General features: G+C 70.0%; 11 protein-coding genes. 8 read left to right on the top strand and 3 right to left on the bottom strand.

The features are described from left to right. Nucleotides 1-7 precede the first annotated feature (7 nt). From ACOGI9_RS10205 to ACOGI9_RS10180, 6 genes are read left to right on the top strand one after another with little or no spacing between them, the layout of a single operon-like run. Complete coding sequence (locus ACOGI9_RS10205) at nucleotides 8-1,921, top strand: AMP-binding protein (protein WP_419857026.1); 1,914 nt, start codon at nucleotides 8-10, stop codon at nucleotides 1,919-1,921. Between the two features lie 2 nt (nucleotides 1,922-1,923). Then, nucleotides 1,924-2,796 (top strand): branched-chain amino acid ABC transporter permease, encoded by an 873-nt coding sequence (locus ACOGI9_RS10200; protein ID WP_419857025.1) that lies wholly within the window; start codon nucleotides 1,924-1,926, stop codon nucleotides 2,794-2,796. Between the two features lie 29 nt (nucleotides 2,797-2,825). Further along, on the top strand, nucleotides 2,826-3,887 hold the full coding sequence (locus ACOGI9_RS10195) for a branched-chain amino acid ABC transporter permease (protein ID WP_419857024.1): 1,062 nt from the start codon (nucleotides 2,826-2,828) through the stop codon (nucleotides 3,885-3,887). Nucleotides 3,888-3,916: 29 nt separating this feature from the next. After that, nucleotides 3,917-5,131: an ABC transporter substrate-binding protein gene (locus tag ACOGI9_RS10190; protein WP_419857023.1), complete on the top strand. Its 1,215-nt coding sequence runs from the start codon at nucleotides 3,917-3,919 to the stop codon at nucleotides 5,129-5,131. Between the two features lie 14 nt (nucleotides 5,132-5,145). Beyond that, nucleotides 5,146-5,937 (top strand): ABC transporter ATP-binding protein, encoded by a 792-nt coding sequence (locus tag ACOGI9_RS10185; RefSeq protein ID WP_419859275.1) that lies wholly within the window; start codon nucleotides 5,146-5,148, stop codon nucleotides 5,935-5,937. Beyond that, a complete protein-coding gene (locus ACOGI9_RS10180; RefSeq protein ID WP_419857022.1) occupies nucleotides 5,934-7,187 on the top strand; it encodes a phenylacetate--CoA ligase family protein in 1,254 nt (417 codons plus the stop codon). Before ACOGI9_RS10185 ends, ACOGI9_RS10180 begins: the two co-directional genes overlap by 4 nt. Here the strand turns inward: ACOGI9_RS10180 and ACOGI9_RS10175 are convergent. Beyond that, nucleotides 7,184-8,461: an amidohydrolase family protein gene (locus ACOGI9_RS10175; RefSeq protein WP_419857021.1), complete on the bottom strand. Its 1,278-nt coding sequence runs from the start codon at nucleotides 8,459-8,461 to the stop codon at nucleotides 7,184-7,186. The two genes, ACOGI9_RS10180 and ACOGI9_RS10175, sit on opposite strands and share 4 nt — an antisense overlap. 50 nt (nucleotides 8,462-8,511) lie before the next feature. Then, the gene (locus ACOGI9_RS10170; protein ID WP_419857020.1) at nucleotides 8,512-9,300 is read right to left on the bottom strand and encodes a TauD/TfdA dioxygenase family protein; all 789 of its coding nucleotides are present in this window, start codon (nucleotides 9,298-9,300) and stop codon (nucleotides 8,512-8,514) included. A 165-nt stretch (nucleotides 9,301-9,465) separates the two neighbouring features. Between ACOGI9_RS10170 and ACOGI9_RS10165 the strand changes: the two genes are divergently transcribed. Together ACOGI9_RS10165 and ACOGI9_RS10160 are read left to right on the top strand one after the other, a co-directional pair. Continuing rightward, nucleotides 9,466-9,960 (top strand): cupredoxin domain-containing protein, encoded by a 495-nt coding sequence (locus ACOGI9_RS10165; protein ID WP_419857019.1) that lies wholly within the window; start codon nucleotides 9,466-9,468, stop codon nucleotides 9,958-9,960. A 38-nt stretch (nucleotides 9,961-9,998) separates the two neighbouring features. Next, nucleotides 9,999-11,423, top strand: coding sequence for a cytochrome-c peroxidase (locus ACOGI9_RS10160; protein WP_419857018.1), 1,425 nt, complete (start codon nucleotides 9,999-10,001; stop codon nucleotides 11,421-11,423). Nucleotides 11,424-11,460: 37 nt separating this feature from the next. Here the strand turns inward: ACOGI9_RS10160 and ACOGI9_RS10155 are convergent, their stop codons facing one another. After that, nucleotides 11,461-12,723 carry a TlpA family protein disulfide reductase gene (locus tag ACOGI9_RS10155; protein ID WP_419857017.1) on the bottom strand — a complete coding sequence of 421 codons (1,263 nt, stop codon included), beginning with the start codon at nucleotides 12,721-12,723 and terminating at the stop codon, nucleotides 11,461-11,463. Nucleotides 12,724-12,817: the final 94 nt, after the last annotated feature.

Genomic DNA, 12,817 nt, shown 5'->3' with positions numbered 1-12,817 from the left:
GCGGACGATGAGCATCGGATTCGTGGACGGCAGCCTGCCCGGACTCCTTCGCCTGCAGGCGGCGAACCATGGCGAGCGCGTGGCCATGCGCGAGAAGGAGTTCGGGATCTGGCAGAGCATCACGTGGACCGAATACGCGCGGCGCGTGCGCCATTTCGCGATGGGGCTCCGCGAACTCGGTCTCGAGAGCGGCGACCGGATCGCGATCGTGGGCGACAACCGTCCCGAGTGGGTCATCGGTGAACTGGCGGCGCAGTCGCTCGGCGCGCTGCCCCTCGGCCTCTACCAGGACGCGGTCGCCACGGAACTCGAGTACCTGCTCGCGGCTTCGAGGGCGCGGGTCGTCATCGCGGAGGACCAGGAACAGGTCGACAAGGTGCTCGAGATCCGGGAGGCGCTGCCCCGCCTCGAGTACATCATCTACTACGACCCGCGCGGGCTGGGCCGCTACGAGGCGCCCGGGCTTCTCGCGTTTCCGGATGTGGAGCGACGGGGGGGCGAACGCGACCAGGCGATGCCGCACGAGTACACGGCTGCTCTCGGGGCGGTCCGGGACGACGACCCCGCGCTCCTGTGCACCACCTCGGGCACGACGAGCAAGCCCAAGCTCGCCGTGCTCTCGCACTCGAACCTGCTCAGCATGGCCGCTCAGTTGCAGGACGTGGACCCGATGGAGGCCGAGGACGAGTTCGTCTCGTTCCTCCCCCTCGCCTGGATCGGAGAGCAGATGATGACCGTCTCCCGCCACGTCCTGGTCGGCTTCCCGGTGAACTTCCCCGAGGAGCCGGGCACCGTGCGGCAGGACCTGCGCGAGATCGGGCCGCGCGTGATGTTCTCGCCGCCCCGCATCTGGGAGAACCTCGTCTCCGAGGTGCAGGTGATGGTGGAGGACACGACGCCGCTGAAGCGCCGCGTTCACGCGTGGGCCATGAAGGTCGGCGGGGCGGCGGCCGACGACGCGTTCGAGGGGCGGACGCCCGACGGCCGGGGGCGCCTCCGGCGCCGGATCGCGGAGGCGGTCGCCCTGCGTCCGATCAAGAACCAGCTCGGCCTGACGCACCTGCGCGACGCCTACACCGGCGGGGCCGCGCTCGGGCCGGACGTGTTCCGCTTCTTCCACGCGCTGGGCGTGAACCTGAAGCAGATCTACGGGCAGACGGAGGTCGCCGGGATCTCGGTGCTGCACCGGGACGGAGACATCCGGTACCAGACGGTCGGCGAGCCGCTGCCCGGGATGGACGTGAGGGTGGCGGGGGATGGGGAGATCCTGACCCGCGGGCCGGCCGTCTTCCAGGGGTACTTCGAGAACCCGGAGGCGACGCGCGAGACGCTCGTGGACGGCTGGCTGCACTCGGGCGACGCCGGATACTTCGACGATGAGGGCCACCTCGTCGTCGTCGACCGGCTGAAGGACGTGATGTCGCTCGCGGACGGGACGACGTTCTCACCCCAGTTCATTGAGAACCTGCTCAAGTTCAGCCCCTACGTGAGCGAGGCGGTCGTCTTCGGCGGCGAGCACCCGTACGTGGCCGGGATCATCGCGATCGACTTCGAGAACGCGGGGCAGTGGGCGGAGCGGCGCCAACTCGCGTACACGACGTTCACGGACCTGTCGCAGAAGCCCGAGGTCTACGACCTGGTGCGGGCCCACGTCGAGTCGGTGAACGGGGACGTGCCCGAGGCGGCCCGCGTCCGGCGCTTCCTCCTGCTGCACAAGGAACTGCACGCGGATGACGCCGAACTCACGCGCACCCGCAAGGTGCGACGCCGCTTCGTCGCCGAGCGCTTCGAGTCCCTGATCGAGGCGCTGTACGGAGAGGAGGACGCCGTGGAGGTGGAGATGGAGATCGCCTACCAGGACGGCCGCACGGCCACCGTGAAGCACGATCTGCGGATCGAGCGGCTCGACGGAGCGGAGTGAGCGTGGACCAGTTCCTGCAACTCACGGTGGCGGGCCTGGGCACGGGCATGATCTACGCGCTCGCCGCGGTGGGCTTCGTCATCATCTACAAGGCGAGCGATGTGATCAACTTCGCGCAGGGGGACCTCCTCCTGTTCGGGACCTATCTCATCTTCTTCTCCCTCGTCCAGATCGGGCTCCCGTGGACGGTCGGCGTACTGCTGACGATGCTCGTGGCGGCGGGGATCGGCGTCGCGGTCGAGCGCACCGTGCTCCGGCCGCTGATCGGCGAGCCGATCATCTCGATGATCATGGTCACGATCGGCCTCTCGAGCGTGCTGCGCGCGGTCGTGCACGCGATCTGGGGACCGCAGCCCCGCACCTTCCCGTCCTTCCTGCCCGAGGGCGAGGTGATGCTGGGATCCGCCGTCGTGAGCGCGGACCGCCTGGTGGCGATCCCGCTGGCGCTCGCGCTGCTCGCCGGACTCGCGCTCTTCTTCCGGCGCACGCGGAGCGGCATCGCCATGCGGGCCATCGCGGACGACCAGCAGGCCGCCCTCAGCATGGGGATCAGCATCCCGCGCGTGTTCGCGACCGCGTGGGCGCTGGCGGCGGTGACGGCCGCCATCGGCGGGATCATGCTCGGCAACATCGTGGGCGTGACGCCGAACGTCGCGCAGATCGGCCTGCGCGTCTTCCCGGTCGTGATCCTGGGCGGACTCGACTCGATCCGCGGGGCGGTCGTCGGGGGCGCGATCATCGGACTGCTGGAGTTCTACGCGGGCGGCTACATCGGCCACGGGCTCAACCTCATCATCCCGTACGTCGTGCTGATCATCGTCCTCATGGTCCGCCCGTACGGACTCTTCGGAAAAGAAATCATCGAGCGCGTGTAGGCGCGCACACAGGCGAACGGGAGAATCTCTTGGAGAGCGGCGTCTTTCACACGGACTATCGAACGGACATGGGGCTCCGGCGCGTGCCGGCGGAGCGCCTCCGGCTCGGTCTGTTCGCGGCGGCGCTCCTCGTCTTCCCGTTCCTCGCGTCACCGTACTGGCTCAACCTCGCGAACCAGATCGCGATCGCCACCATCGGCGCGCTGGGCCTCAACATCCTCGTCGGCTACACGGGACAGGTCTCGCTGGGGCAGGGCGCCTTCATGGCCGTCGGCGCGTACACCTCCGCGCTGCTCACGCTGAGGCTGGGCCTGCCGTGGGGCGTGAGCATCGTGGCCGCCTGCTTCGCGACGGCGGCGGTGGGCGTCTTCTTCGGCCTCCCCTCGCTGCGGCTCAAGGGGCTCTACCTCGCGATCTCCACGCTCGCCGCCCAGGAGATCGTCGAGTGGGTCGTCACGCACTGGCCCGCGCTCACGGGAGGGGTCGAAGCCGTCGTCGTCCCGGCCCCGCGCCTCTTCGGCCAGCGGCTGAACACGGACTTCGGCTTCTACTGGCTCGGCATCGCCCTGGCGGGAGCCACGGCGCTCTTCACCGCGAACCTGTTCCGCTCGCGCATCGGCCGCTCCTTCGTCGCCGTCCGCGACCAGGACATCGCCGCGAGCGTCATCGGCGTGAACGTGTTCGGGACCAAGCTCCTCGCCTTCGCGACCTCGTCGTTCTTCGTGGGGCTCGCCGGCGCCCTCACGGCCTACTACCGCAACATCATCTCGTGGGAGCGCTTCACGCTCGAGACCAGCGTCCTCTACCTGGCGATGATCATCGTCGGAGGACTGGGGACGATCCGCGGCTCGCTGTTCGGGGCAGCGCTCATCACCCTCCTTCCCGCCATGATCGCGACGGCGGGACGGGAACTGCAGCAGTCGGCGCCCGCGGTCGCGGCCCTCCTGCCCAGCGTACAGCAGGCGGCGTTCGGGCTCGTCATCATCCTCTTCCTCGTGTTCGAGCCCGAAGGCCTGTCCAAACTGTGGCGCAACGTGAAAGACTACTTCTACGTGTGGCCTTTCGCGTACCGCCGCGGAGAGGGCCGCTGATCGCTCCGAAGTCGGAAAGACTCCGCGACATGAAGAGGTCTCGGGATATGCGCTCCAGCCGATTCGCTTTCACCGCCGCCGGCGGTCTGATTCTGTCCGTCGCGCTCGCCGCGTGCGGGGGCTCGGGGGAGCGGGCGGAGAACGAGATCCTGATCGCGGCCATCTTCGACCTCACGGGGCCGACGGCCGACGTGGGGCTCGACTACGCCGAAGGGGTGCAGGGGCACGTCGAGTGGCTCAACGCGGCGGGCGGCGTCGCGGGGCGGCCGGTCCGGCTCATCTACCAGGACTACGGCTATCAGGTCGACCGGGCCGAGCAACTCTACACGCAGTTCGTGCAGGAGGGCGCCCTCATCTTCATGGGGTGGGGGACGGGCGACACGGAGGCGCTCCGGCTGAGGATCGCCGAGGATCGCATCCCGTTCTCGTCGGCCTCCCTCTCGCACGTGCTCGGCGACGCGCACGAATCGCCCTACAACTTCCTCGTGGCGACGAGCTACAGCGACCAGTTCCGGATCGTGCTGCGCTGGATCGCGGAGGACCACCGGGCGAACGGCGGGGCGGGGAACGCGCGGGTCGCGTTCATGCACAACGCGAGTCCCTTCGGCCTGTCGCCCTGGGTGCAGGGGGGCGAGGACTACGCGCGGGAGATCGGCGTCAACGTCACGCCCTACGAGATGCCGCGCGGCGCGACCGACTACACGGCGGAGTTCACCCGCATCGGCCAGTCGGGCGCGACGTACGTGGTGTTCCAGAACACCTCCGCGCCGGCGGCCGTCGCTCTGCGGAACGCGCGGGGGCTGGGGATCGACGCCACCTTCGTGTGCCTGAACTGGTGCGCCAACGCGCTCCTGTGGCGGCTGGCGGATGACGCGGCCGAAGGCGTGGTCGGGGCGATCCCGTGGGCGCCGCTCACCGCCGACGTGCCGGGGGTCCGCGACATCCGCGACTATCTCGAGTCCCGGGGCGATGACCACGGCGACAAGACGAACGCGTACACGCAGGGGTGGTGGACGATGGCGGTGTTCGTCGAGGGGATCCGGCGGGTGCTCGATGCGGGACAGGAGTTGACGGGCGAGAACATCAAGCAGGCGCTGGAGACGATCGACGGGCTCGACACGGGCGGCGCCGGCCCGCCGCTCACCTTCACGCCGAGCGACCACCGGGGGTCGAAGGGGCTCCGGCTCTTCCGGGCCGAAGACGGAAGGTGGACCCCGCTGACGGAAGTCCTCACAGCCCCTTGAGCTCGGTGAGCGCCCTGCTCGAACTCAACAGCGTCGAGGTCCTCTACGACGACGTGATCCTCGTCCTGCGCGGACTTTCCCTCGAGGTGCCGGAAGGGCACATCGTCGCCCTCCTCGGCTCGAACGGGGCCGGCAAGACGACGACGCTCAAGGCGATTTCGGGCCTGCTCAAGGTCGAGGACGGCGAGGTCACGGACGGATCGATCCGCTTCGACGGACACGAGATTCACGGCCTTCCCGCCGATCGTATCGTGCGCCGGGGCATCTTCCAGGTCGTCGAGGGGCGGCACGTGTTCGAACACCTCACCGTCCACGAGAACCTGCTCGCCGGCGCGCACACGCGCCGGGACCGCGGCGGGGTGCCGGACGACCTCAAGCGGGTCTACGGGTACTTTCCGCGGCTGGCGGAACGGAAGCGCCAGTGGGCGGGCTACCTGTCGGGCGGGGAACAGCAGATGCTCGCGCTCGGGCGGGCGCTCATGGCCCGCCCGCGGCTCATGCTGCTCGATGAACCGTCGCTGGGGCTCGCGCCGATTCTCGTGCAGGAGATCTTCGGCATCATCCGGCGGATCAACGAAGAGGAGGGGACGACCATCCTTCTCGTCGAGCAGAATGCGCGCCTCGCCCTCTCCGTCGCGGACTACGGGTACGTCATGGAGTCGGGCCGCGTGGTGCTGGAGGGTTCCGCGGAGGAACTGGGCGACAACGAGGACGTGCGCGAGTTCTACCTGGGCCTGAGCGAGATCGGGCGGCGCTCGTATCGCGATGTGAAGCACTATCGCCGCCGCAAGCGGTGGCTGTCATGAGCCCGGCGGGGCGTCGTCCCGTGGACGCCGCGGAAGCGCCGCCCGACTGGGACGCGGCGCAGGATGCGCTGGCCGACCGGGCCGTCCGCCTGGCGCTCGAGCGCAGCGGGGAAGCCGGGGTCCGCCTGCGGGAGGCCGGGATCGCCCACCCCGAGCCGCGCGGCGTGGCGGGGCTGCGGGACGTGGCGGTCCTGGCCAAGGACGACCTGCCGGACCTGCAGGCGGCCCAACCGCCCTTCGGCGGCATGCTGGGCGTGGACCTCGGGGTCCTCCGGCGCATCCACCGGTCCCCCGGCCCCATCAACGACCCGGAGGGCCAGCGGGCGGACTACTGGCGCATGGCCCCCGCGTTCCGCGCGGCGGGGTTCGAGCGCGGCGACGTGGTGCTCAACACGTTCTCGTATCACCTGACCCCGGGCGGTCACATGATGGATGCGGGGTTGCGCGCCGTGGGGTGCGTGGTCGTGGCGGGCGGGGTGGGGAACACGTCGGCTCAGGCCGCCTTCGCGTCGCAGATCGGCGCCGCCGGCTACGTGGGGACGCCGCAGTTCCTTCTCGCCCTGCTGGAGCGGGGGAGGGAGGACGGGATCCCCGCGACGTTGCGCCGCGCGCTCGTCAGCGGGGCGCCCCTGCCTCTCGATCTACGCAGGTTGCTGGAGGAGGGCCACGGAGTCTCGGTCTTTCAGGCGTACGGGACCGCCGACGCCGGGGCCATCGGCTACGAATGCGACGCGAAGGACGGTTGGCACGTCGCGCCGGGCATCGTCGTCGAAGTGCTGGACCCCGGGACGCGCGAGCCGTGCAAGCCCGGCGAACCGGGCGAGGTCGTCGTCACGATCGCCAACCCGGTCTACCCGCTCGTCCGCTTCGGCACGGGCGATCTGTCGACGTTCCGGCCCGACGGGTGCGACTGCGGGCGGACCTCTCCCCGACTGGCGGGATTCCTGGGCCGGACCGGCGAGGGCGTGAAGGTGCGCGGCATGTTCGTCCATCCGCGCCAGTTGGCGGAAGCCCTCAAGGGCGCTCCCGGCGTCCGGCGCTACCAGGGGTCGGTCACCGAGGAGGACCATCGCGACGTCCTCGTCGTCGCCATCGAGGCCAGGGGGGACCGACAGCCCGACCTCGACGAACTCGCCGCCCGCCTCCGCGAGACGACCCGGCTCCGCGTGGACGTCCGCACCGTCGAGCCGGCCACGATCCCCGAGGACGCCCCCCCGATCGTCGACCTTCGCGAACGGAGCCCGGGCTAGCCGGAGACGGAAGGCACCTGGTTACCGGCGATCCAGACGGATTCGATCGCGCGCAGGTTCTCGACGCCTTCCAGGGGATCCGCGTTGAGGAGGATGAGATCCGCCCAGTTTCCGGCCTCGATCGTGCCGACGCCTTCGAGCCCCGCGCAGCGCGCGGCGTCGCCCGTGGAGGCGACGAGGATCTCCATCGGCGACATGCCGGACTCCGCCATGAGCGCGAGTTCCATGTGCTCGAAGTAGCCCTGGAAGCGCGCGGGCGGACCGGTGTCCGTGCCCATGGCGATGGTCACGCCGGCGTCGGACAGCGCGCCGAGGTTCTCCTGCGCCTGCGCGAGCGCCTCCTTGTAGCGCTGCGCCGACTCGCTTTCGCGGTAACGCGCCATGCTCTCGGGGGCGCGCAGGGCTTCGAGCACCGCCGGCTCGGCCGAGGCGAGGAAGAAGGGATCCGAGAAGAACTCCGGCTCGCTCTCGTACACGAAGGTCGAGACTTCGCGCGTGAGCGTCGGCGAGTAGCAGACACCGGCTTCGATGAGCCGAGTCGCGAGCGCGTCGTCCACGTCCCGGTCGCGGACGCTGTGCACGATGAAGTCCACGTTGGCGTCGAGCAGCCCGTGCGCGTCCTCGAGGTAGAACAGGTGCGCCGCGACCGGAAGCCCGAGTGCCTGCGCCCCCTCGATCACCGCCCCGTACACGTCCGGCGTCATCTTGTACGTGCTTCCGAGGTTGTCGTCGACCCGGATCTTGATGAAGTCGACCCCCATCGCCGCGTTCCCGTTCACCATCTCGAGCGCGGCCCCCGGCGTGATCCCCGCCACCACGGCACCCGCCACGTAGAGCCGGGCCCGGTCGAGCGACGGCACGTCCTGTTCGTCGCGCACCTCGACCCCGACGGGTTCGTCCCCGCCGAGGCTCACGACGGTGGTGACGCCGTAGCTCGCGTACAGTTCGAGTTGGCGCAGCACGTTGTCCCGCGAGTAGTGCCCGCCCTCGAGGCCGAGGGTCGCGCCCACATGGCCGTGCGCGTTGATGAGACCGGGGACGAGATGTTTCCCGGCCGCGTCCAGAACCTCGGCGTCCGCCGGAACCTCGACCTCCGCCGAAGGTCCCACGGATTCGATGCGCCCGTCGCGGACCAGGACCGTCGCGTCGGGCACGGGTTCGGCGCCCGAGCCGTCGATGACGGTCGCCCCGACGATCGCGAGCGCCGCCGCCTCGGTCGCCGCCGCAGGCGCGACCTCCGAGTCCGCGCTGCAGGCCCCAAGCGCCGCTGCCATGGCGAACACGGTTAGCGAAATCGGGGTGCGTTTCAGCATGATCCGGACTCCTAGGTGGGGCGTTCGCCGCGGATGGTGACGCGGTAACCGGAGCGTACCGCGGGGAAGTAGTCCCAGATTGCGTGGTGCTGCGTGCAGCGGTTGTCCCAGAAGGCGAGCGGGCGCCAGCGGAAGCGGCAGTGGAAATCGGGCCGCTGCACGTGCCGGAAGAGGAAGTCGAGCAGCCCGATGCTCTCGCCCCGCGGCAGATCCGCGATGCGGACCGTGAACATCTCGTTCACGAACAGCGCCTTCCGCCCCGTCACGGGGTGCGTGCGAACGACGGGGTGCTCCGCCGACGGGTACGAGCGGCCCCCGTCGTCGCGCCCGATGAGCCGGTTCACCTCCCGGTAGAACGGGCCGCCGTCATGGACCGCCGTGAGACCATCGAGCAGCGCCTTCATGCGGTCCGACAACGCCTCGTAGGCCTCGTACATGTTCGCGAACAGCGTGTCGCCGCCGCTCCCGGGCACCGTGTGCAGGCGCAGGATCGAACCCATCGGCGGCATGGGGTCGCACGACACATCCGAGTGCCAGCGCTCCCCGGTCGCCCGCACCGAGTTCTCGTCCGCATGGATCCGGAACACCTCGGGATGTCCCTCGATCCCCGGCTCGTTGGGGTGCTCGACGAGTTCGCCGAACCGGGCCCCGAGCGCCTTCTGGCTCTCGATGGAGATGTCCTGGTCCCGGAAGAAGAGGACGCAGTGCGCCATCAACGCATCGCGGATGGTCTCGAAACTGTCATCATCAAGGGCGGCGAGGTCCACGCCGTCGACCTCGGCGCCGATGACGGGTGTCACCGGGCGGACATGGGGTGAGGTTCGCATGTCGGCGAATCTTGAACGGATCGGGCCCCACAGCAACGCCGGGCCGACGGCGAAGCTGCCGGAGCTTGCCTGAGGCACGCGGGCCGTTTCATTTTTTCAGGTCGGATCGTGAGCGCGGTACCCCTGGGAGGGTCTTGAATGAAGGGTCGTTGGCCAGCCCTGCTGTTTGCGATGGGCATCGCCCTCAATTGCGGGGGCGGAGGTTCGGGCACGGGCCCGGTCGGCACGCCCATCGAGCCTCCTCCGCCCGCACCGCCGCCGCCCCCGCCCGTCGGGCCGCCGCCTCCACCTCCGCCTCCACCGCCCCCGCCGCCCAGAGTGGAGGTGCCCTTCGGGTCGGACGCGAACTTCGACATCCTGGACGACACGTTCGTCGATCCGGACGGCAATCACGATCAGGAAGCCCAGGTGACGGTGAAGCGGCACGCGACCATCACCTGGACGCAGAACGGCACGAACATCCACCGGGTGGAGTTCAGCAAGGTCCCCGAGGGCGCGACAGCGGTGGACAGCGACGATCTGCGGCCGGGTACGGTCTGGGATTACCGTCCCAGGGTCGAGGGCGAGTACGTGTTCTTCTGCCGCTACCACGAGTACATGATGGATGTGCGAATCATCGTGGAAAGCCCCTGACGGGAGCGTTCCACGACCCCGGTGCATATGTCTCCCGCATGTTGAATCGCACTCGGAGGGCGATCGCCCTCACGGCCACGGGACTCCTGCTCGGCCTCGCCGCCTGCGGGGACGGTTCCGTCACGCCGCCGGTTCCGCCGGCGGTGCCGCCCGCGCCTCCGCCGGAACCCCCGCCCCCGCCCCCGCCGTCTCCCGAGGTCGTGCGGGCCATGCTCATCGACACGGTGCGCCTGCTCGCGGACCACCGGAACCTCGACCCGCTCGAGCCGCCGCCCCCCGTGCGGCCGGAACTCGTCGAACTGGGGCGCGCGCTGTCCTTCGACCGGATTCTGGGCGGGAACCGGGACATCTCCTGCATGACGTGTCACCTGCCCAGCTTCGCCATGGGGGACGGCCGGTCGCTGTCGATCGGCGTCGGGGGACGCGGGCTGGGTCCGAACCGGACGCACCCCGAGGGCGAGTTCATCCCGCGCAACTCGCCCGCGCTCTTCAACCTCCATCTCTCGACGCAGTTCTTCTGGGACGGATTCGTGGAGGAAATGGAGGACGGCTCCATCTCGACGGAGGCCGGGGATCAACTGACGCCCGAGATGCAGGCGGTGTTCGAGTTCGGCGCGCTCTCGGCGCAGCCCATGATTCCCGTGCTGCGGCGCAAGGAGATGCGCGGCTTCGGCGAGGACAACGAAGTGGCGGCGCTGGAGGATGACGACTTCACCGGCGTGTGGGCGGCGCTCATGGCGCGGCTGGGGGAGATCGAGGAATACCGGACGATGTTCGAGGCCGCGTATCCCGGCACGGCGTTCGACGACATGTCCTTCGCGCACGCGGCGAACGCGATCGCGGGCTTCTACGTCTCCGAACTCACCTTCATCGACACGCCGTGGGACCGGTTCCTGAAGGGGGACAACGACCAGCTCAGCGATTCGGCGCTGCGCGGCGCGAAGAGCTTCATGACGATTCGCTGCATGCTGTGCCACGAAACCGACCAGTTCGACGACCGCAACAACGAGCACCACAACGCCGCTCTCCCGCAGATCGGACCCGGGCTGGGGGACGGGCCGGGCGGCAACGACGATTTCGGCCGCGAGCGCGTGACGGGAGACCCGGCGCACCGGCGGCTGTTCAAGACGCCGCCGATGCGGAACGTCGAACTCACGGGGCCGTACGGCCACGCGGGCCAGTTCGCCACGCTGAAGGCGATCGTCGTCCACTACGACAGCATCGACAACCGTCTCCGGGACTACGACGTGTCGCAGGTGGACCCCGAACTGCGGGGCACGCTGCTCAACAACTTCGACGAGATCCTCGCCACGCGGGACACGATTCTCATCCCGGTCACGTTCGACGACGCGGAAGCGGACGACCTCGTCGCCTTCCTCGAGTCACTGACGGACGATGCGGCGCGCGACCTGTCGCACCTGGCGCCGGCGACCGTGCCCAGCGGACTGCCGATCGACAAGTAGGGCGGGCCGTGGCAAGCGCCCCGTTGGGTCGGGGCGGTCAGGGGTCCGCGTCGAGGAGCGTCCGGAGTGTCCGCTCGAGTTCGCCGGCCTGAGCCTCGGGATCCGCGAGCGTCGGGTGCCGGACGAGCGCGAGGTCTCCCGCGGCGTCCACCACGAAGAGCGCCGGAACCGAGGCGAGCTTGTAGTCGGCGGCGATGCGCTCCGCGCGCAGGAGGAGTGGCGCGTCGAGTCCCCATTCGTGCAGGATCGGGCCGGGATCGACCTCGGGGCTTTCCCACGCGTTGAGGTTGAGGAAGCGGACGCGCTCCGCTGCGGCCGGCCCCGGGAGGGCGGCGTACGCGGCCGCGAGGTCCCGGCAAAGGGCGCACCAACTCGCCCCGAAACTCAGCACGACGATGTCCCCGCGCAGGTCCGAGAGGCGGAGGGACGACCCCGATGCCGTTTCGAGCGTCCAGTCGGGCGCCGGAACGCCGGGCTCGATGCGCCTCGCGTCCTCGTCGATGACGTCTCCGCCCTCCGGGCCGTCGAGGTCCACGCGGATCGCGAGCTGGTCGGCCGTGATCGTCGCATCGACGAGCATGCTCCGGATCTCGAACGCGAGGGCCCCGCTCCCGTCATCGGCCTCCCAGCGGAAGGCGCGGGGCAGGTCGTCCTCGACTCCGATGTGCCACCACACCTGCGCGGGTCCGAACTCGTCGGTGCTGCCGCGCAGCACGTCGCACAGCACGCCGCCGATCGTCTCCCGGCTCACGAGTTCCATGTCGCTCGCCAGTTCCGCCCGGAACGGCTGCGGATCCGTGAACGCCGACAGGACCGCGAAGGGGGCGTTGGCCACGAGATGCCCGGAGCCCCCCGAGATCGTCCCGTGACGGAACCCGCCCAGCGCCTCGTCGCGCGCCGCGACGTAGTCGCCGCCCCCGGACAGGATGAGCGCGGGTGCCTCGGCGGGCGTGTCGGCGGGCGCCACAACCGGTGCGTCGGTGGACGCTTCGCCCGGGGGCGGTTCGCCCGCCGGCGGAGCGGGGGTCCATGACGGCGATGGCCGAAGCTCGGCCCAGTAGATCCGGGGTTCGTCCGCGGCGCTGAGCAACCGCACCCTCCCGCTGTAGGACCCCGCGGCGCTGCCGCTCCCCTCGTACGCGTACTCGTACGCGAGGCTCGACAGCCGCTGGATGGCCGCGGCCGCGTCGAGGAGGCGATCCCGGCCCGTCGGCGCCGACTCGCACGACACGCAAAGGACGGCCGCGACGCCGGCCGCCGCCGCCGCGCGCAACGTTCGATGCGTCCTGTAGGGCCTCATGTTTGCCATCCGCTCCCCGCCGATCCGAAGTTGGATTCCATATGTCACGTCCGGCCGCCTGGGGCAAACTCCGGACCATTGGGATGGACGGTGG

The sequence above is a fragment of the Candidatus Palauibacter irciniicola genome, assembly GCF_965208695.1.
Lineage (GTDB): Bacteria > Gemmatimonadota > Gemmatimonadetes > Palauibacterales > Palauibacteraceae > Palauibacter > Palauibacter irciniicola.
The sequence above is the reverse complement of the archived record's forward strand: the minus strand, read 5'-3'. Positions and strand labels throughout refer to the sequence as shown.